At 68.7% G+C, this 20,287-nt stretch carries 14 protein-coding genes and 1 pseudogene; 9 read left to right on the forward strand and 6 right to left on the reverse strand.

Translation table 11 applies throughout. The features are described from left to right. Positions 1-337: 337 nt before the first annotated feature. The 7 genes and pseudogenes from KF708C_RS37015 to KF708C_RS34430 form a co-directional block, all read left to right on the forward strand. Positions 338-448: pseudogene (locus tag KF708C_RS37015) on the forward strand (c-type cytochrome); the annotation flags it as partial. A gap of 231 nt (positions 449-679) precedes the next feature. Beyond that, positions 680-1,594: a TauD/TfdA dioxygenase family protein gene (locus KF708C_RS08470; RefSeq protein ID WP_059411464.1), complete on the forward strand. Its 915-nt coding sequence runs from the start codon at positions 680-682 to the stop codon at positions 1,592-1,594. A gap of 75 nt (positions 1,595-1,669) precedes the next feature. Further along, positions 1,670-2,704: an ABC transporter substrate-binding protein gene (locus KF708C_RS08475; RefSeq protein WP_020203444.1), complete on the forward strand. Its 1,035-nt coding sequence runs from the start codon at positions 1,670-1,672 to the stop codon at positions 2,702-2,704. A gap of 1 nt (position 2,705) precedes the next feature. Further along, positions 2,706-3,554, forward strand: coding sequence for an ABC transporter ATP-binding protein (locus KF708C_RS08480; protein WP_059411465.1), 849 nt, complete (start codon positions 2,706-2,708; stop codon positions 3,552-3,554). A gap of 19 nt (positions 3,555-3,573) precedes the next feature. Next, positions 3,574-4,461: an ABC transporter permease gene (locus tag KF708C_RS08485; protein WP_029043704.1), complete on the forward strand. Its 888-nt coding sequence runs from the start codon at positions 3,574-3,576 to the stop codon at positions 4,459-4,461. Between the two features lie 216 nt (positions 4,462-4,677). Further along, positions 4,678-5,445, forward strand: coding sequence for a class I SAM-dependent methyltransferase (locus tag KF708C_RS08490; RefSeq protein ID WP_059411466.1), 768 nt, complete (start codon positions 4,678-4,680; stop codon positions 5,443-5,445). 699 nt (positions 5,446-6,144) lie between these two features. After that, positions 6,145-7,017: an alpha/beta hydrolase family protein gene (locus KF708C_RS34430; RefSeq protein WP_082079473.1), complete on the forward strand. Its 873-nt coding sequence runs from the start codon at positions 6,145-6,147 to the stop codon at positions 7,015-7,017. A gap of 651 nt (positions 7,018-7,668) precedes the next feature. Here KF708C_RS34430 and KF708C_RS08495 read toward each other — a convergent pair. From KF708C_RS08495 to KF708C_RS08505, 3 genes are read right to left on the reverse strand one after another with little or no spacing between them, the layout of a single operon-like run. Next, entirely contained in the window at positions 7,669-9,171 is a 1,503-nt protein-coding gene (locus KF708C_RS08495) for an efflux transporter outer membrane subunit (RefSeq protein ID WP_059411467.1), read from the reverse strand. Position 9,172: 1 nt separating this feature from the next. After that, positions 9,173-12,355, reverse strand: coding sequence for an efflux RND transporter permease subunit (locus KF708C_RS08500; protein WP_059411468.1), 3,183 nt, complete (start codon positions 12,353-12,355; stop codon positions 9,173-9,175). A 15-nt stretch (positions 12,356-12,370) separates the two neighbouring features. Next, positions 12,371-13,630: an efflux RND transporter periplasmic adaptor subunit gene (locus KF708C_RS08505; RefSeq protein ID WP_020202975.1), complete on the reverse strand. Its 1,260-nt coding sequence runs from the start codon at positions 13,628-13,630 to the stop codon at positions 12,371-12,373. An 852-nt stretch (positions 13,631-14,482) separates the two neighbouring features. Between KF708C_RS08505 and KF708C_RS08510 the strand changes: the two genes are divergently transcribed. Together KF708C_RS08510 and KF708C_RS08515 are read left to right on the forward strand one after the other, a co-directional pair. After that, complete coding sequence (locus KF708C_RS08510) at positions 14,483-15,211, forward strand: IclR family transcriptional regulator (RefSeq protein ID WP_059411469.1); 729 nt, start codon at positions 14,483-14,485, stop codon at positions 15,209-15,211. A gap of 386 nt (positions 15,212-15,597) precedes the next feature. Continuing rightward, positions 15,598-16,794: a GGDEF domain-containing protein gene (locus KF708C_RS08515; RefSeq protein ID WP_020202973.1), complete on the forward strand. Its 1,197-nt coding sequence runs from the start codon at positions 15,598-15,600 to the stop codon at positions 16,792-16,794. A 31-nt stretch (positions 16,795-16,825) separates the two neighbouring features. On the opposite strand, the gene KF708C_RS08520 is transcribed toward KF708C_RS08515, so the two are convergent. From KF708C_RS08520 to KF708C_RS08530, 3 genes are all read right to left on the reverse strand, one after another. After that, positions 16,826-17,689, reverse strand: coding sequence for a citryl-CoA lyase (locus KF708C_RS08520; protein ID WP_020202972.1), 864 nt, complete (start codon positions 17,687-17,689; stop codon positions 16,826-16,828). Further along, positions 17,686-18,885, reverse strand: a complete 1,200-nt coding sequence (locus KF708C_RS08525) for a CaiB/BaiF CoA transferase family protein (protein WP_029043604.1) — start codon at positions 18,883-18,885, stop codon at positions 17,686-17,688. Before KF708C_RS08525 ends, KF708C_RS08520 begins: the two co-directional genes overlap by 4 nt. A 157-nt stretch (positions 18,886-19,042) precedes the next feature. Continuing rightward, positions 19,043-20,029 (reverse strand): Bug family tripartite tricarboxylate transporter substrate binding protein, encoded by a 987-nt coding sequence (locus tag KF708C_RS08530; protein WP_020202970.1) that lies wholly within the window; start codon positions 20,027-20,029, stop codon positions 19,043-19,045. Between the last annotated feature and the right edge of the window lie 258 nt (positions 20,030-20,287).

A 20,287-nucleotide genomic window follows, 5' to 3' on the forward strand; every position in this document is an offset into this window, starting at 1 on the left:
CACGGACGGGCGCGCGCCCCCGCGCGCAAGAGCAAGAACAATGACCGACGATAACGACAAGACGGCGCGCACGCCCGCGCGGCCTGCCCGGCGCCGCTTCCTGCGCCACGGCGCGGGCCTTGGCGCGGCCGGCGCGCTGGGTGCCGGCGCGCTTGCCGCCGCGCCGGCGGCGGGCGCGGAGACGCTGGCGGTGCCGCCGTGGACGCGCGCGCCCGGCGAGCCGGTGCTGTGGCGCGCCTACGGCCAGCCCGCCGAATTCGAGAAGAACGTGATCCGCCGCAACCGCGGCGCGGCGCCGATGCCCGGCGCCAACTCGTCGATGACGCCGCTGCAGGACCTGCACGGCATCGTGCCGGACGACGCGGTGCTCGACGCGCGCACGCTGCCGCGCGTGCGCATGCCGAACCGCGGCGGCTTCGTGGTGGACGGCAGGATTGGCGGCTCCTGAGCGCGCCGGAACGCGGGATGCCGGGGATGAGGCGGTGGACAAGCGCCATGCGGACACCATATGCGATAAACGAATAAGGCTCACCGTTAACCTTCGTTGACCGCACTAGCTCGTGGTCACTACAGTGCAAGGCTTGAAACCAAGCAGTGCGGGGCCCTCCTTTGCCGGAGCGCGGCGCCGCGCCGGCCGGTCCACATAGATCAGTCCGCACTTTCGTTCCCCGAGCCCGTCATGACGATTGGTACCCAAACGGCAGCCGCAGCGCCTGCCCGCGCACCGCATTCCGGCCAGGCCGGCACTTTCGAGATCCGCCCGCTGGACGCCCCGCTGGGCGCCGAGATCGTCGGCCTGGACCTGTCCGAGCCGCTGTCCGCCGAGGACTTCGCCCGCATCCACCGCGCGCATCTCGACTATCACGTGGTGGTGTTCCGCGACCAGCGCATCACGCCCGCGCAGCAGATCGCGTTCAGCCGCCGCTTCGGGCCGCTGCAGATCCACGTGCTCAACCAGTTCCAGCTGGCCGGGCACCCGGAAATCCTGATCGTCTCCAACGTGCTCAAGGACGGCAAGCCGATCGGCCTGGGCGACGCCGGCCATTTCTGGCACTCCGACCTGTCGTACAAGGAAAAGCCCAGCCTCGGCTCGCTGCTGCACGCGCAGGAACTGCCGGCCGAAGGCGGCGACACCCTGTTCGCCAACATGCACACGGCGTGGGACACGCTGCCCGCGCACCTCAAGGCCGCGGTGGAAGGGCGCAAGGCCGAGCACACCTACCTGGCCAAGTACGCCGAGCTGCAGCAGCGCAGTCCGTGGCGTCCGAACCTGACGCCCGAGCAGATCGCGCAGGTGGCGCCGGTGCTGCAGCCGGTGGTGCGCACGCACCCGGAAACGGGCCGCCGCGCGCTGTTCGTCAGCGAGCATTTCACCACGCGCATCGCCGGCCTGCCCGAGGACGAGAGCCGCGACCTGCTGGCGCAGCTGTTCGCCCACAGCGTCAGGCCCGAGCACGTGTACCGCCACCAGTGGCAGCCGCACGACCTGGTGTTCTGGGACAACCGCTCGCTGCTGCACCTGGCCGCCGGCACGCCGGACCACCTGCGCCGCGTGATGTACCGCACCACCATCGAGGGCGACCTGCCCCTCTGAGCCTTCCCGGATGGCGGCGCCGGCCGGCGCCGCCGCCTCCCGTCTTCCTGTCTCGCATCCAACGGAGTGTTCCGCATGTCCCTGTTTCGTTCCCGCCTCTTCTCCGCCCGCTGGCAGCGCGGCGCCGTCGCGCTGACGCTGGCCGCCGGCATGGCGGTCACGGGCGCGGCCCATGCCGAGGGCAAGATCCGCGTCGCCGAGCAGTTCGGCGTGGTCTACCTGCTGCTCAACGTGGCGCGCGACCAGCAACTGATCGAGAAGCACGGCAAGCAGCAGGGCCTGGACATCAAGGTGGAGTGGACCCAGCTTTCGGGCGGCGCGGCCATCAACGACGCGCTGCTGTCGGGCGCCATCGACATCGCCGGCGCCGGCGTGGGCCCGCTGCTGACGGTGTGGGACCGCACGCACGGCAAGCAGAACGTCAAGGGCGTGGCGTCGCTGGGCAACTTCCCGTACTACCTGGTCAGCAACAATCCCAAGGTCAAGACCATCGCGGACTTCACCGACAAGGACCGCATCGCGCTGCCGGCGGTGTCGGTCTCGGTGCAGTCGCGCGTGCTGCAACTGGCCGCGGCCAAGCAGTGGGGCGACAAGGAATACAACCGCCTGGACAAATGGACGGTGGCGGTGCCGCATCCCGACGCGGCGGCGGCCATCATTTCCGGCGGCACCGAGATCAGCGGCCACTTCGGCAACCCGCCGTTCCAGGAGCAGGAACTGGCCGGCAACCCCAATGCGCGCATCGTGCTGAATTCGTATGACGTGCTGGGCGGGCCGAGCTCGGCCACGGTGCTGTACGCCACCGAGAAATTCCGCAACGACAACCCCAAGACCTACCGCGCCTTCGTCGACGCGCTGGCCGAGGCGGCCAAGTTCGCCAGCAGCAACCCGGAAGCGGCGGCCGACCTGTACATCCGCGTCAACAAGGCCAAGATCGACCGCGCGCTGCTGGTCAAGATCCTGAAGAACCCGCAGGTGCAGTTCAAGGTCACGCCGCAGAACACCTTCACGCTGGCCGAGTTCATGTACCGCGTGGGCGCCATCCGCAACCAGCCGAAGTCCTGGCAGGATTATTTCTTCCAGGACCCGGCCACCGCACAAGGTAGCTGACATGTCCGTGCAGCCTCTGCGCGTGGTTTCCGCGCGTCCCGCCACCCCTGCCGCGCCGCTGCTGCAGGTGGATGGCGTGTCGCTGGAATACCGCACCCCCGAACGCGTGGTGCGCGCCACCCACCAGGTCAGCTTCGACGTGCACGCGGCTGACCGCTTCGTGCTGCTGGGCCCGTCGGGCTGCGGCAAGTCCACCCTGCTCAAGGCGGTGGCCGGCTTCGTGCCGCCGTGCGAGGGCGAGATCCGGCTCGACGGCGTGCCGGTGCGCGCGCCGGGCCCGGACCGCATCGTGGTGTTCCAGGAGTTCGACCAGTTGCCGCCGTGGAAGACCGTGCGGCAGAACGTGATGTTTCCGCTGGTGCATTCGCGCGGCATGTCGCGCGGCGAGGCCGGCGAATGCGCGCTGCACTTCCTCGACAAGGTGGGGCTGGCGCAGTTCGCCGACGCCTATCCGCATACCTTGTCCGGCGGCATGAAGCAGCGCGTGGCGATCGCGCGCGCGCTGGCCATGCGGCCCAAGGTGCTGCTGATGGACGAGCCGTTCGCCGCGCTCGACGCGCTCACGCGCCGGCGCATGCAGGAGGAATTGCTGACGCTGTGGCAGGACGCGGCCTTCACGCTGCTGTTCGTGACCCACTCGATCGAGGAAGCGCTGGTGGTGGGCAGCCGCATCCTGCTGCTGTCGCCGCATCCGGGCCGGGTGCGCGCCGAGCTCAACAGCCACCAGTACGACCTCGCCAGCCAGGGCGGCGCCGAGTTCCAGGCCACCGCCCAGCGCATCCATCACCTGCTGTTCGACGAGGCGCCGCGCACGGCCGCCGCGCCGGCCCGCGCCGCGCAGGCGCGCTGAGCGCCCGCCAGGACCGACCATGAGCCAAGCCCCCTCATCCCTCGCCGCCACGCCGGCGGTGCGCCCCGAATACGAGCTGCCGCTGGAGCCGTTTACCGCGTTGCCCGTGACGCGCGCCCTGCCGTGGCCGCAGCGCCTGTGGCAGCAGGGCTGGCTGCGCAAGACGCTGATCCTGGTGGTGCTGGCCTGCCTGTGGGAAGTCATTGCCCGCGTGCAGGACAACGACCTGCTGCTGCCGACCTTCCTCGCCACCGCGCGCGCGTTCGCCGAAGGCATCGCCAGCGGCGAGCTGCTGGACAAGGCCGGCGTGTCGCTGTCGGTGCTGCTGCAAGGTTATGTGGGCGGCATCGTGCTGGCCTTCGTGCTGACCACGCTGGCGGTGTCCACCGAGATCGGGCGCGACGTGCTCGATACCCTCACGTCGATGTTCAACCCGCTGCCGGCCATCGCGCTGCTGCCGCTGGCGCTGCTGTGGTTCGGCCTGGGCAGCAAGAGCCTGGTGTTCGTGCTGATCCACTCGGTGCTGTGGCCGCTCGCGCTCAACACCTACGCGGGTTTCCGCGGCGTGCCGGCCACGCTGCGCATGGCCGGGCGCAACTACGGCCTGCGCGGGCTGCGCTACGTGCTGCTGATCCTGGTGCCGGCCGCGCTGCCGGCCATCCTGTCCGGCCTGAAGATCGGCTGGGCCTTCGCGTGGCGCACGCTGATCGCGGCCGAGCTGGTGTTCGGCGCGTCGTCGGGCAAGGGCGGGCTGGGCTGGTACATCTTCCAGAACCGCAACGAGTTGTACACCGACCGCGTGTTCGCCGGCCTGGCGATGGTGATCCTGATCGGCCTGCTGGTCGAGAACCTCGTGTTCCGCACACTGGAGCGCGTGACCGTGCGCCGCTGGGGCATGCAGCACTGACCGCGCGTGGCAGCCGGCGCATGACAGTTTGAAGGCACGGCGGCGGCGGGCCTTGCGCGCGCCGCGCCGAAGGCGTACCGTTGCGGCTTGCCGCCGCCGCGACGGCAAGACTCCCCGGGTTTTGACCGCGCGCCGCCCGGCGCTGCCGCTTCCCGGGGCCGCGCGGCATCCCGCGCGCCCTGGAGCGATCTTTCCCGCATCCAGAGACCGCGCCTCATGACCGACATCCACCACGCCGCCGCCCAGGGCTTTTCCACCCAGGCCGACACCTATGCCCGCGGCCGTCCCGACTATCCGCCCGCGCTGGCGCAATGGCTGCAGGACACGCTCGGCCTGCGCGCCGGCAAGACCGTGCTGGACCTCGGCGCCGGCACCGGCAAGTTCAGCAAGCTGCTGCAGGCCACCGGCGCCACCGTGATCGCGGTCGAGCCGGTCGCCGCCATGCGCGCGCAACTCAGCGCCGCGCTGCCCGCCGTGCAGGCGCTCGAAGGCACCGCCGAAGCGATTCCGCTGCCCGACGCCAGCGTCGACGCCGTGGTCTGCGCGCAGGCCTTCCACTGGTTCGCCAACCAAGCCGCCATGACCGAGATCGCGCGCGTGCTGCGCCCGGGCGGCAGGCTCGGGCTGGTGTGGAACGTGCGCGACGAATCGGTGGACTGGGTCGCGCAGCTGACCACCATCATGACGCCCTACGAGGGCGACGCGCCGCGCTTCTACAAGGGCGACTGGAAGGCGGTGTTCCCGGCCGACGGCTTCGGTTCGCTCGAACTGGCCAGCCTGCCCTACGAGCACGTGGGGCCGGCGCAGCAGGTCATCGTCGACCGCGTGATGTCGGTCAGCTTCATCGCCTCGCTGCCGGCGGCCGAGCAGGACAAGGTGCGGGCGCAGCTGCAGGCCGTGATCGACGGCAGCCCAGCGCTGGCCGGGAAGGCGGCGCTGGCGTTTCCGTATCGGACCGAGGCGTATAGCTGCGCGCGGATCTAGGTTGTCCGGGTGCCGACGGGCCTGGGCCTCGGGCCTCGTCGGTGGCCGAGTTCATATTTGTCTCTCTACGTGTGAAGCACGCATGAGGCCCCAGGCGCCCGAGCCAGAGAAATCCAGCGGCACTATTCCAGCTAGGCGATGCCAATCACGAAACCCATACCGCTCGGAAAGGTGCCTGCGTCATTTGTGGTTGTGGCCTGATTGAGCGTTGACGGCAGCCAGTGTGCTGCGCGTCATCGTTGCGGGCTCGTCGGGAATGCGACGTGCTTGCGCACCGGTGCCGCTATTCGGCGTCGACGAAGGCGGCATACGCAGGCCTCTGGGTCGGACCTCGCCCTGCAAATTCGCGACGGTGATTGCACCAGCCGGATGGCGCCGGAAACTGGTTCAGGTATTGCGGCGCCTCGATGACTCCCGAAGGTCGAAGTTTCAGCAATTTCCCTGCATCAGGTCAGCCATTTCCTACCCGAGTTGCATTCCGCAAGTTTTACCATATGACAGCCCTATTGCGAGGTCGCATGATGCATGACCTTGCTCAAGGCATATGACGCAGCTCGGAGTCAGCTTCAGGAGCGACATTCATGCTCGATGAGCTTGCCCGCAACGGGTTGTACGGTGTCTTGCAGGTTTGCCCAGAGCGAGCCTGAGCAAGGCTATCTGCATCACCGTTTTCGGAAATGATGAGATCCGGGTGCGCATATGAAAAACGCTGGCATAAGGCATGAGTCCATCCGTTTCCATGCTGGGGATGGATATTCTCTAGGTGGAAGTTATTTCCCGGCGCAATACGACGAAAAAATACCGATCCTTATTTGTCCGGCGACGGGGGTAAAGCAGACATTTTATTATGCGTTCGCCCGCTGGTTGTGTGAGCAGGGGTACTCGGTTTTTGTCTTCGACTACAGAGGCATCGGGGCTTCAATTGCCGAGCCGCATATCAAATTCTCCAAGGCTAGAATACAGGATTGGGGCGAGCTGGATATGCCGGCAGCCCTGCGTTGGTTACTGGAGAGGACCGGGGCGAACAAAGCACATTTGATCGGGCATAGTGCTGGTGCTCAATTGGTCGGGCTGATGCCAAATCATGGTGCAGTTTGCAGTCTTGCTGCGATCTCCGCGTCTTCGGGTTATATCGGCAATATTGGATGGCCGCTCAGGCCGGTCGCCGCGTTCTTGCTTCTTTTCTATATCCCATTCTCCGCGAGGCTGTTCGGATATGTTCCGGCGAAGTGGCTTGGCTGGGGGGAGAGCTTGCCTGTTGGTGTCGCGCGGCAATGGTCGCGCTGGTGCCGTAGCCCCGGCTATGTGGAGAACGAATTTGGTGCCGGGGTCGGCCACCACTATTACCAGGAATTCCAGGCGCCGATCACTGTGGTTTCGGCATGTGACGATGCGCTGGCGACAAGAAGAAACATCGATGATTGGTTGCGGCTGCTCCCCAATGCACGGAAGTCGATCAGTGTGCTGCGGCCAGCCGATTTCGGTGGCGAGCCGATTGGCCACATCAATATGTTCAGGCGCAGTCATTCCGATATGTGGCCTGAAATGATAAAGAATTTCTCGGGCGCATGAGCGTGCCCGCTTTTGTCGGGGTGGTTTGTATTTCAGGAGACGAAGATGGAACGTCAGGATGACGTGATAACTCGGTTCAAAGAAGTTAGGAAGGAGGCGAAAGCGACCCGTTCGTCTCTCTACCACCTAACGAACCAATGTAATCTGCGCTGCAAATCGGAGTTGCCCCAGCGTCAGTGAAGACTATGGCGGAAATGCGGAGCGCTTGGAATCCGGTTGGCCTTCACTGCCTAAATTCAACGCCTATACCGCGGACATGCACACAACAACCCGATGCTGCACGTCAGGTGACTGCACGAAGTGCCGTGACAGCCAGGCGGTGATGTCCTGGCTTCTGGTGAATGCCAAACACATCATGCAGGAACCGGATGGACTTCGAACTTGGACGGAAATCGCCGAGACTTATTTCAGCCAATTTGTCTGGTCAAGATATCACCCGAGGAACCTCCACTAGCTCGAGCGTATGTCGCAATCGGCGGTCTGCTGCTGCGCGGAGCCGTCGATCCATGCGTTTCTCAACGGACGCTTGGCGGTTCCAATAGACGCTATCGAATGAGGCGAAGCGATTCCGGCGAGGCGAGGCCGCAGACAGTACAAGCAGCGCGGCAAGGCCGCGCAACGAACGCTACCGGAATCACTTTGACAGCGTCTTCAAGGGGGCGCGTCCGGTCCCCGCGCCTGCGCCCCATAATCCGCCGGCGCATCGGCCGGCCGCGGCGTGTCGCCGGCGCGCTCGATCCAGCCGCCGCCGAGGAACTGGTACAGGTCGACGAGGTTGGTCAGGCGCTGCAGCCGCGCGGTGATCAGCAACTGTTGCGCGTTGTAGAGATCGGTCTGCGCGGTCAGCACGCTCAGGTAGCTGTCCACGCCGTTGCGGTAGCGCAGGTCGGACAGCGTCAGGCGGCGTTCCTGCGAGCCGGTGAAGCGCTCCAGCGACTGGATCTGCTTGTCGTAGGTGCCGCGCGCGGCCAGGCCGTCGGAGACTTCGCGGAAGGCGGTCTGGATGGCCTTTTCGTAGCTGGCGATCTCGATGCGCTTCTGCACGTGCGCGAGGTCGAGGTTGGCGACGTTGGCGCCGCCTTCGAAGATCGGCAGCGTGATCTGCGGGCTGAACGACCACGCGCCGGAGCCGGGCTTGAACAGCCCGCCGAGCGTGGGCGAGAGCGTGCCGGCGCTGCCGGTCAGCACCACGCGCGGGAAGAAGGCCGCGCGCGCCGCGCCGATGTTGGCGTTGGCGGCCAGCAGCGACTGCTCGGCCGCGGCGATGTCCGGGCGGCGCGCGAGCAGGTCCGACGGCAGCCCCGCCGGGATGTCCGTCAGCAGCGCCTGGCCGTTGAGCGGCAGCCCGCCGGGCAGGTCCTCGGGCAGCGGCTCGCCCACCAGCAGCACCAGCGCGTTTTCCGCCTGCGCGCGCAGGCGGCTTTGCGATTCGAGGTTGGCGTTGGCCTGCTCGACCACGCCTTCGGCCTGACGCAGGTCGAGTTCGGAGCCGGTGCCGGTCTCGAACTGCAGCTTGGTGATGCGGAACGATTCCTGCGCGGTCACGAGCGTGTTGCGCGTCACGGCGAGCGCGTCGTCGTAGGCCAGCATGGTGAGGTACTGGTCGGCCACCGACGACACCAGCGCGATCTCCGCGGCCTTGCGGGTCTGCGCCAGCGCGAGGTATTGCGCCAGCGCCTGGTCCTTGAGGCTGCGGATGCGGCCGAAGAAGTCGATCTCCCAGGACGCGCTCGCGCCGACCGAGTATTCGCTGGCGATGGGCCGGCCGGTGGAGGACAGGTTCAGCGGCGTGCGCGTGCGGCTGCCGGAGGCCACCGCGTCGAGCGTGGGGAACAGGCCGGCGCGCGTGATCTGGTACTGGGCGCGCGCGGCTTCCATGTTGAGCACCGAGACGCGCAGGTCGCGGTTGTTCCTGAGCGCGATCTCGATGATGCGCTGCAGGCGCGCGTCGGCGAAGAAATCGCGCCAGCCGATGTCGGTGGCCGCCGCGCCGCCGGCGCTGGCGGCGCCCGGCGCGGCGCCGGGCTGCTGGTCGTAGACGCCACCGGCGGGGAAGGCCGGCGCCACCGGCGCCGCCGGGCGTTCGTAGTTCGGCGCGAGCGTGCAGCCGGCGGCCAGGATCGCGGCGGCGGTCATCAGGGCATGTCTGCGCATGTCAGTGTCCCTCCCTGAGCGTGCCGTCGCCGCCGGCGGGGTCGTCCGGCGGCGGGGCCGCGGGATGCGGGTCGTGGTGGGGCTTGGCCTTGCTGAACTTGCCGATCACCACGAAGAACATCGGGATCATGAAGATGGCCAGGAAGGTGGCGGTCAGCATGCCGCCGATCACGCCGGTGCCGATGGCGTGCTGGCTGCCGGAGCCGGCGCCGTTGCTCAGCGCGAGCGGCATCACGCCGAGGATGAAGGCCAGCGAGGTCATCAGGATCGGGCGCAGCCGCAGGCGCGCGGCTTCCACCGCGGCGTCCAGCGTGCTCATGCCCTGGTCGCGCAGTTCGCGCGCGAATTCCACGATCAGGATGGCGTTCTTGGCCGACAGGCCCACCGTGGTCAGCAGCCCGACCTGGAAGAACACGTCGTTCTCCAGCCCGCGCAGGGTGGTGGCCAGCAGCGCGCCGAGCACGCCCAGCGGCACCACCATGATGACCGAGAACGGGATCGACCAGCTCTCGTACAGCGCGGCCAGGCACAGGAACACGAACAGGATCGAGATGCCGTACAGGATCGGCGCCTGCGAGCCGGACTGGATTTCCTGGTACGACAGGCCGGTCCATTCGTAGCCGATGCCGGCCGGCAGCTTGGCGGCGATGGCTTCGATGGCCTGCATGGCCTGCCCGGTCGACTTGCCGTGCGCGGCCGCGCCCTGGATCTCGACCGCCGAGATGCCGTTGTAGCGCTCCAGCTTGGGCGAGCCGTAGATCCACTTGCCGGTGGCGAAGGCGCTGAACGGGACCATCGTGCCGGCGGCATTGCGCACGTACCACGCGTTGAGGTCCTCGGGGTTCATGCGAAAGCGCGCCTCGCCCTGCACGTAGACCTTCTTGATGCGGTTGTCGATGTCGAGGAAGTTGTTGATGTACTGCGAGGCCCACGCGGTGGAGAAGGTCTGGTCGATGCTGGTCGCGGTCACGCCGAGCGCGTTGGCCTTCTCGCGGTCGATGCTGACCTTGAACTGCGGCGTGTCGTTCAGGCCGTTGGGCCGCACCTGCGACAGCGTCGGGTCCTTGGCTGCCATGCCCAGCAGCATGTTGCGCGCCTCCATCAGCTTCTCGTGGCCGAGGCCGGCGCGGTCCTGCAGCTCGAAGTCGAAGCCGGCGGCGGTGCCGAGTTCCGGGATCGAGGGCGGGTTGAGCGGGAAGATCTGCGCGTCCTTGTACGAGGCGAAATGCCCGAAGATGCGGCCCACCAGCGCCGGCGCCTTCAGGTTGTCGGTCTCGCGCAGCTTGAAGTCCTTCATGCGCACGAACACCAGGCCGGAGTTCTGGCCGCGCCCGGCGAAGCTGAAGCCGTTGACGGTCAGCACCGCCTCGACCACGTCCTTCTCCTGGTTGAGCAGGTAGTCCTGCACGTCGGCCAGCACCTTGGCGGTGCGCTCCTGCGTGGAGCCCACCGGCGCCTGCACCAGCACGAACATGGTGCCCTGGTCTTCCTCGGGCAGGAAGGACTTGGGCAGCCGCAGGAACAGGAAGCCCACCGCCACGATCACCATCAGGTAGATGATCAGCCAGCGCCCCGAGCGGCGGATCACGTGCAGCACGCCGCCGTGGTACTTCTGCTGGCTCTTGGCGAAGTTGCGGTTGAACCAGCCGAAGAAGCCGGTCTTCTCGTCGTGGTGCCCCTGAGGAATGGGCTTGAGCATGGTGGCGCACAGCGCCGGCGTCAGGATCAGCGCCACCATCACCGACAGCAGCATGGCCGCCACGATGGTCAGCGAGAACTGCCGGTAGATGGCGCCCACCGAGCCGCCCGAGAACGCCACCGGCACGAACACCGCCGACAGCACCAGCGCCACGCCCACCAGCGCGCCGGTGATCTGCTCCATCGCCTTGCGGGTGGCGTCGCGCGGCGACAAGCCCTCCTCGGCCATGACCCGCTCGACGTTCTCCACCACCACGATGGCATCGTCCACCAGCAGGCCGATGGCGAGCACCAGCCCGAACATGGACAGCGTGTTGATCGAGAAGCCCACCACCGCCATCACCGCGAACGTGCCTAGCAGCACCACCGGCACGGCGATGGTCGGGATCAGCGTGGCGCGCAGGTTCTGCAGGAACAGGTACATCACCAGGAACACCAGCACGATGCCCTCGATCAGCGTCTTGACCACTTCCTCGATGGACAGCGTGACGAACGGCGTGGTGTCGTAGGGATATTCCACCACCAGGCCCTGCGGCGAGTAGCGCTGCAGGTCGGCGATCTTGGCGCGCACCGCCTTGGCGGTGTTCAGCGCGTTGGCGCCGGTGGCGAGATGGATGCCGAAGGCCGCGGTCGGCTGGCCGTTGTACTTGGTGTCGTAGTTGTAGGTCTCGCCGCCGAGCTCGATGCGGGCCACGTCCTTGAGGCGCACCTGCGAGCCGTCGGTGTTGACCTTGAGCAGGATGTTGCCGAACTGCTCCGGCGTCTGCAGCAGCGTGGCCTCGGTGATGGTGGCCTGCAGCATCTGGCCGGGCACCGACGGCGTGCCGCCCAGGCTGCCGCCGGCGACCTGCACGTTCTGCGCGAGCACCGCGTTGTTGACGTCGATCGGCGTCAGGTTGTAGTTGTTGAGCTTGGTGGCGTCGAGCCAGATCCGCATGGCGAACTGCGAGCCGAACAGCGTCACCGTGCCCACGCCGTCGATGCGGCTGATCGGGTCGAGGATCTTGGAGGCGACGTAGTTGGTCAGGTCGTAGCGGTTCATGCTGCCGTCGCGCGAGACGAAGGCCAGGATCAGCAGGAAGCTGCTGCTGGACTTGGTCACCTTGGCGCCGAGCTGCTGCACCACCTGCGGCAGCAGCGGCGTGGCGAGCTGCAGCTTGTTCTGGACCTGCACCTGGGCGATGTCGGGGTTGGTGCCGGCGGCGAAGGTCAGCGTGATGGTGGCGGTGCCGGAGTCGTCGCTGGTCGACGACAGGTAGAGCAGGTGGTCGAGGCCGCTCATCTGCTGCTCGATCACCTGGGTGACGGTGTCTTCCACCGTCTTGGCCGAAGCGCCCGGGTAGGTGGCGCTGATCTGGATGGCCGGCGGGGCGATCGTCGGGTACTGCGCGATCGGCAGCGTCACCGTCGCCGCCACGCCCGCCAGCATCAGGATGATGGCGATGACCCAGGCGAAGATCGGCCGGTCGATGAAGAACTTTGCCATGAGGCAGGCTCCCTGTTATTGCGCGGCGGACGCGGGCGCCGCAGCGGGCGCCGGAGCGGAGGCGGGGGCGGACGGAGCCGGGGACGGGGCCGGCGGCGCGGAGGCCGGCTGCGCCTGCGCGCCCGAGGCGGGCTGCGCCGGCACCTGGGTCTCGACCGGCTTGACGGTCATGCCGGGCTTGGCCTTCTCCACGCCGTTGACGATCACGCGCTCGCCGGGCTGCAGCCCGCTTTCCACCACCCAGCCGTTGCCGTAGGTGGCGCTGGTGACGAGCTGGCGCTGCGACACCTTGTTGTCGGGGCCGACCACCAGCGCCACCGGCTGGCCTTTCTGGTCGTGCGTGATGCCGATCTGCGGCACCACCATCGCCTTGTCGTTGACGCCTTCGTCGATGCGCGCGCGCACGAACATGCCGGGCAGCAGCACGCGGTCCTTGTTGGGGAAGATCGCGCGCACCGTGACCGAGCCCGTGGTCTGGTCCACGCTCACGTCGGAGAACTGCAGCCGGCCCTGCTCGGCGTAGGTGCGGCCGTCCTCGAGCAGCAGCGTGACCTTGGCGGCGTGGATGCCGCTGGTCTGCAGCTTGCCTTCCTGGACCTGGCGGCGCAGCCGCAGGCCCTCCACGCTCGATTGCGTCAGGTTGACGTAGACCGGGTCGAGCTGCTGCACGGTGGTCAGCAGCGTGGCCTGGCTGGCCTGCACGTAGGCGCCCGGCGTGACCTGCGACAGGCCGCTGCGCCCGGTGATGGGCGAGATCACGTCGGTATAGCCGAGGTTGATCTGCGCGGTCTCCACGCTGGCCTTGCCGGCGGCCACGTCGGCCTGGGCCTGGCCCAGCGCGGCCACGGCGTTGTCGTAGTCCTGCTTGCTGACGGCGTTGGCGGCCACCAGCACCTTGTAGCGGCTGACCAGCGCGTTCTGCGTGGTGACGTTGGCCTGGGCCTTGGCCAGCGCGGCGCGGGCGTTGTTCAGCGCGGCGATGTAGGGCGCCGGGTCGATCTTGTAGAGCCGCTCGCCGGCCTTGACGTCATCGCCCTCGGTGAACTCGCGGCGCAGCACGATGCCGTCCACCCGCGCGCGCACCTGCGCCACCAGGAAGGCGCTGGTGCGCCCGGGCAGCTCCACCGTCACCGGCACGGTGCTGGTCCTGACCGTGACCACGCCCACTTCGAGCGGCGGCGGCGGCGGCGCGGCCGGCTTCTCTCCGCATGCGGCAAGGAGGGCGGCGATCGCCGCGGCGCCGAGATGGCGAAGTGGAATCCGCTCGATGCGCATGGAAGAACCTCGGAGTCGATAGGGGTGGCTGGGGCCGGCTGGCAACACAGGAACGCGCGTGCGCTGGAGTCTGGGCATGGACAGGCTTGGGGCCGCGGGGCGGCAGGAAGGTTGAAGCAGCGTGGCCGCGCCCGGCAGGCACACGGACAGGAGAGCGGGCGGGCAGGCATGAGGCCGGCATGGCCTGGCACTGGCTGCAAGGCGATGGTCGGATGGCGTCGTCGGAAATGGGCGCTGGGCTATCGGTCCTGGTCCAGTGCCGGGCGCGGCGCGCGGCGCGCGCCGTCGGGAAAGGGGTGTCGGCTGCCGCCGCTGGCCCTGGCAGGGCAGGCGCGACCGGCAAGGCGGAAGGGGTGGAGGAACGTGTTTTGCGCAAGCTGAAGGCGGGCCCGGGTCAGTGCGTTCAATCCAACCATTGCTGGATTACTCCATCGTGACGTGAAGCGTGACGAAAGTCGTGACATGTGCGCGGCATGCGTCGTGCTGCGCGTCGTGCCGTGCGTCGTGGCATGAAGCGCGCCATGTCGCGGTGCCCTGCCGGGCATGGCCGCAGCCGGGCGAAATGGTGCATCACATCACTCTAGATCACTTCCGGGACAATTCAAGGACAGCCCGGCCGGCGGGCGGCGCGGGACGACTTTCGGCGCGGGCGCGGCAGAGGCCGGCGCGGCGGTGCGGCATGGCCGGCCAGGCCGCGTTGACAATGCCGGTGGCGTTCTGTACCGTGGAACCGCCATGCCAAGAAATGCCTGAAACTGCCGCATGCCGGCTTACCGGTCCGTTGATCCATTGGTCCGGCCTCCACGGCGTTTCCCCGCTTCCTTTCATTCCTTCCATTGAGCAAGCCGATCGATGCCTCGTAAAGCCGCGCAACTTTCCGAAGCCGACAAGCACGTCGCCGAGGGCGGCGCCATCGCCGTGGACCGCGCCTTGTTCGTGCTCTCCACCTTCCGGCAGGGCGACACCACGCTGGGGCTGGTCGAGCTGGCGCAGCGCTCGGGCCTGTACAAGAGCACGCTGCTGCGGTTGCTGGCCTCGCTCGAGCATGCCCGCCTGGTCCTGCGCCAGCCCGACGGCCGCTACGGGCTGGGCCCCGAGGTGGCGCGCCTGCACGCGGTGTACGCCGCCTCGTTCTCGCTGGAACTGGTGGTGATGCCGGTGCTGCGCCAGCTGGTGCAGGCCACGCGCGAGAGCGCTGCGTTCCACATCGACCAGGGCGAGCACCGCCTGTGCCTGTACCGCGTCGATTCGCCGCAGCCGGTGCGCGACCACGCCAAGGCCGGCGACCTGCTGCCGCGCAACCGCGGCGCCGGCGGCCGCGTGCTGCGCGCGTTCAGCGGCGCGCGCGGCGAGATTTACCAGAAGATCCGCGACGAAGGCGTGGCCGAGATGGTCGGCGACCGCGTGCCGGACATCGCGGGCGTGTCCTCGCCGGTGTTCGGGCCGGACGGCGAGCTCAAGGGCGCGCTGACGCTGACCTGCCCGACACCGCGGTTCGACCCGGCGTTTCGCCATGATGTGGTGAATGCAGCACGCGAACTGACGGTGGCGCTGGGCGGCCGCTTTCCCTATCCGGCCTGAATTACCGCCCGAATTGACACCCGACGCGCCACCCGACGCGCCACCCGAACCACCGCCAGCCTCGCCGCCGGCGCCGCGCCAGGCCCGCAAGCGCCGGTTCCTGCCTCCCGCCCGGCGCCGCCGGGGCCCGGTAGCGGGGCGCCGGGCTTGCGGCCGGTCAATGTTCCTGCCGAAAGTGGTCTCCGCCCGGCTTGTCGGGGGTGTCAGGCGCAGGCCGGGGACGTTATCATTCGCGTTTGCGAAAATTTTGTCCGCGCGGCGGCAACTACACTATCGCGCCGGCATCGCCGCCGACCTTCCTTCTTTCCCTCTCCTCAACGCCAACAGCAACGCGGCATCTTCAAAGGACTCCCGTGCAGTTAGACCAGCAAGCGGTAGTTGTCGTCATGTTGGTGGTGTATGCCAGCACGCTGGCCATCTCGCTGGGGCTGCTGGCCGCGCTGCGGCTCAGCCCGGCCGGGCGGCTGTGGGCGGTGGGGCACCTGCTGCTGTCGGCGGCCGGGCTGGCGCTGGCCTTCAATGTCTCGTCCCGGCACGTATACGTGAGCGCCGTGGCGGCCGCGGTCTACATCGGCGGGCGCCTGCTGGTCTATCGCGGCGTGCGGGTCTATTACGGGCTGGCGCCGTGGGACCGCTCGCTGGCGCTGGGCGTGTCGCTGGCCGGGCTGGCGCTGCTCGGCGCCGCCGGCATGGCCGACAGCTACGCGCGCCTGCACGTGGTCGGCTATGGCTGCCTGGCGGTGGTGGCGTCGCTGACGCTGCTCACCTTGCTCCACGCGCACGGCGCGCGGCGCAGCATCGGCGCGCCGCTGGTGGTGCTGGCCACGCTGGTGCATCTGGCGAACCAGCTCGCCGGCGTGGCCGCCGGCCTGGCGGGAACGGTGTTCTCGGGCCCGTTCTACGCCAGCAACGCCAGCGCCGTGCTGACGCTGGCGCCGCTGGCGGCGACCCTGCTGGGTTTGTTCGGCTTCACGCTGATGGCCACCGAGCAGGTCATCGCCGCCAACGAAAGCGGCGCCCGCTTCGACGCGCTGACGCGCCTGCTCAACCGCGGCGCGCTCGACAAGGCCGCCACCAGCCTGGTCGCGGCCTGGGAGCGGCACGGCCAGCCCTTGTCCTGCCTGGTGATCGACGTGGACCACTTCAAGCAGGTCAACGACCGCAACGGCCACCATGCCGGCGACACCGTGCTCAAGCTGATCGCCGAGGCCATCGACAACTCGCGGCGCGCCTCCGACGTGGCCGGCCGCTATGGCGGCGAGGAATTCTGCATTCTCTGCCCGCATACCGACGAAGGCCAGGCCACCGCGCTGGCCAACCGCATTCTCAAGAAAGTCCGCGCGATCCCGCTGCCCGGCGCGCCGGCCGCGTTCGCCAGCGTCAGCATCGGCGTGGCGGAACTGCGCGGCGGCGTGGCCGGCCCGGAGGGGCTGTGGCGCTCGCTGTTCGCGGCAGCCGACCGCGCGCTTTACGCGGCCAAGGAGTTCGGCCGCGACCGCTACGCGCTGGCGTCGTGGATGGCGCCGGCCACGCGGCCGGTGCCGGGCGACGTGGGCGATTCCGCCCACGTGCCGAGCCGCTAGCTTCACGCCAGTGCCGCGCCGGCGCCGGTCGTCAGTCCCGCGCCGGCGGCACGTCGCGCTGCGGCGGGCCGTCGTAGGTCCAGATGTACTGGCGCGGGATCGGCCCCTTGTTGCGGCCGCCCTGCTGCGTCTGCTCCCACGCATGCGCGAGGATGCCGACCGAGCGCGACAGGCAGAACAGCCCGCGCGCCAGCGGCGCCGGGAAGCCCAGTTCGGCGTAGATCACCGCGGTGGCGCCGTCGATGTTCATCGGGATGGGCTTGCTGCGGCCCGCGCCCAGCTCCGCCTCCACCGCGCGCGCGATGGCCGCGAAGCGCCCGGAGACCACGCCGTCCCGCGCCGCCTGCTCCACCAGCGCCAGCAGGCGTGGCGCGCGCGGGTCGAGCGGGTGGAAGCGGTGGCCGAAGCCGGAGACGAACTTGCCGTGCGCGTCGCGGTAGTCCGCCAGCGCGGCCCTGACCGCGTCGGCCTGCGCCAGGCCGCCGTCGATGCGGCGCGCCACGTCCTGGTACAGCTCCACCGCCTGCTCGCCGGCGCCGCCGTGCACGTCGCCGAGCACGTTCACGGCCGACGCCATCGCGTTGTTCAGGCCCACGCCGCAGGTCGCGGCCATGCGCGCGATGGCGATGCTGGGTGCCTGCGGGCCGTGGTCCACCGCCGACATCAGCGCGGCGTCGAGCAGCTCGCCCTGCTTGCGGCCCGGCAATTCGCCGCGCAGCATCAGCCAGATCATCTGCGCGAACGAGACCTGCCCGATCAGCTGCTCGATCGGATAGCCGCGGTAGCGGATCTCGCCGGGCTGCATGTCGATGATCCCGGTGCGCCACCAGTCCTGGGACAGGCGCTGGCCCGCGTCGATGCCGGGTTGGTTGCCGGCCTGGGTGGATTCGCTCATACGGCGTGCTCCTGTTGCAAGGTTTCGATGTCGGCCTCGCCATAACCGAGCTGGGCGAGGATGTCGCGGGTGTGCTGGCCGAGTTCGGGCGGCGGCGTATCCACCGAGGGCGCCTCGCCGTTGAGCTTGAAGCCGGTGCGCACCAGGCGGATGTCGCGGCCCACGCCGGGCACGTCGGCGAAGTCGCCGATCATGCCGCGCCCGCTGATCTGCGGGTGGTCCAGCGTCTGCGGCACGCTGTAGACCGGGCCGGCGGGCACGCCCGCCTCGTTGAGCAGCGCCCACCACTGGTCGGCGGATTTCTTCGCCAGTTCGGCTTCGAGCGCGCGCGTGAGTTCGGCGCGGTTGGCCAGGCGCGCCTGGCGCTCGGCGAAGCGCGCGTCGGCGGCCAGTTCCGGGCGGCCCACCACGCGGCACACCGCCTCGAACTGTTCCTGCTTGTTGGCGGCGATGTTGAGCAGGCCGTCGCCGGTGTGGAAGGTGCCGGACGGGCTGGCTGTCATGTTCTCGTTGCCCATCGGCGCCGGGGTCTTGCCGGCGATCAGGTAGTTGGAGACCACCCAGCCCATCGTGGCGAGCGTGGCTTCGAGCATGGATACGTCGATGAAATAGCCGTCGGTGCGCTGGTGGTCCGCCAGCGCGGCGGCCACCGCGAACGCCGCGGTGATGCCGCCGATGGTGTCGGAGACGGGATAGCCCACGCGGTAGGGCGCGGTCTGCGCGTCGCCGGTGATGCTCATCACGCCGGACATGCCCTGGATGATCTGGTCGTAGGCCGGCAGGTCGGAGAGCGGGCCGTCCTGGCCGAAGCCGGAGATGCCGCAGTAGATCAGCTTCGGGTTGACCTGCTTGAGCGCCTCGAAACCCAGGCCCAGGCGCGCCATCACGCCGGGGCGGAAGTTCTCGACCAGCACGTCGGCGCTGGCCACCAGCTTGCGGAACACTTCCTTGCCGCGCGCATGCTTGAGGTTGACGGTGATGGAGCGCTTGCCCGGGTTCTGCGCCAGGAAGGACACGCCCATCAGGCGGCGGTTGAGTTCGGCGTCGGCGCCGAGCTGGCGCGCCAGGTCGCCGGTGCCCGGCGTTTCCACCTTGATGACCTCGGCGCCCATGTGGGCGAGCTGGTGGCAGCAGAACGGCCCGGCCAGCACATTGGTGAGGTCGAGCACGCGGATATGGCGTAGCGGTTTTTGCATGTTGCTTGATTCGTCGGGGGCGGGCCGCGCGGCGGCGGCGGCTTGGAAGTTGTTGCAAGATGAAGCGAGGCGGTCCTGGCCAGGCGCGCGGACGCGGACAGTACCAGCGTACTTGCCGTGCCGCGCAACCACGCCTGGATCTTCTTGAAACGGCTTCTTACTCGACCTTGGCGCCGGACTGGCGCACGATGGTGCCCCAGCGGGCGTTCTCGGCCTTGATGAAGGCGCCCAGCTCGGCCGGCGTGCCGCCGCGCGGCTCGCTGCCTTCCTCGCGCATCCTGGTGATGGTCTCGGGCTCGGCGATGGCCTTGTTGACGGCTTCGTTGACGCGCCTGACCACTTCGGCCGGGGTGCCGGCCGGCGCCACCAGCGCCTTCCAGTCCTCGGCCTGGAAGCCGGCGTAGCCGCCTTCGATCACGGTCGGCACGTCGGCCAGCAGCGGCAGGCGCCTGGCGGAAGTCACCGCCAGCGCGCGCAGCTTGCCGCCCTTGAGCATCGGCAGCGCGATCGGCGGCGTGGCGAAGTAGAAATCGGTCTGGCCGCCGAGCAGGTCGGTCAGCGCGGGCGAGGCGCCCTTGTACGGCACGTGCAGCATCTTGATGCCGGTGCGGCGCGCGAACAGCTCGCCGGTCAGGTGGCCCACGGTGCCGGTGCCGGCCGAGGCCATCGACAGTTGCCTGGCCTTGCCGGCGGCAACGAGGTCGGCCAGGTTTTTGTACGGCGCGTCGCCGCGCACGATCAGCACCAGCGGCTGCGCCGACACCAGCGCCACCGGAGTGAAATCCTTGACCGCGTCATACGGCATCTTCGGGTAGAGCGTGGGATTGATCGCGAGGTTGGCGGTCTGGCCCATGCCCAGCGTGTAGCCGTCCGGGCGCGCCTTGGCCACCGCGTCCATGCCGATGTTGCCGCCCGCGCCCGCGCGGTTCTCCACCACCACGTTCCAGTGCGTGCTCGCGCCCACCTTGTTGAAGACCAGGCGCGCCATCACGTCGGTGCCGCCGGCCGGCGGGAACGGCACCACCAGCCGCACCGGCTGGCTGGGATAGCTGTCGGCGGCGGCGGGCAGGGCGGCCGTGGCCAGCAGCGCGGCGGGCATGGCGAGCATCAGCGCGGCGCGGATGCGGGAGGTGAAGCGCTTCATTGGGTCTCCGTCTGTGGAATGGTCGAGCCGGTGGCGCGGCGCCGCCGCCGGGAGCGGAGGCGTCCTGCGATGCCGGCGAATGCGGTTGGAAAGGTGTCTCGACTGGCCTGTGGGCGCGGCGCGCGGCAGCGGCGCGGGGCCGTCGCCCAGGTCTTGTCTCCGATTCTTGTGTTCTGTAGATCAGAACAATGATCTTACTTAAGGAATTTAAGCGAGAGAATAGGAGGGCGGGCCAGGGTTGTCAAGGCACCGCGCGGC

Source organism: Cupriavidus basilensis (genome assembly GCF_000876015.1).
Lineage (GTDB): Bacteria > Pseudomonadota > Gammaproteobacteria > Burkholderiales > Burkholderiaceae > Cupriavidus > Cupriavidus basilensis_B.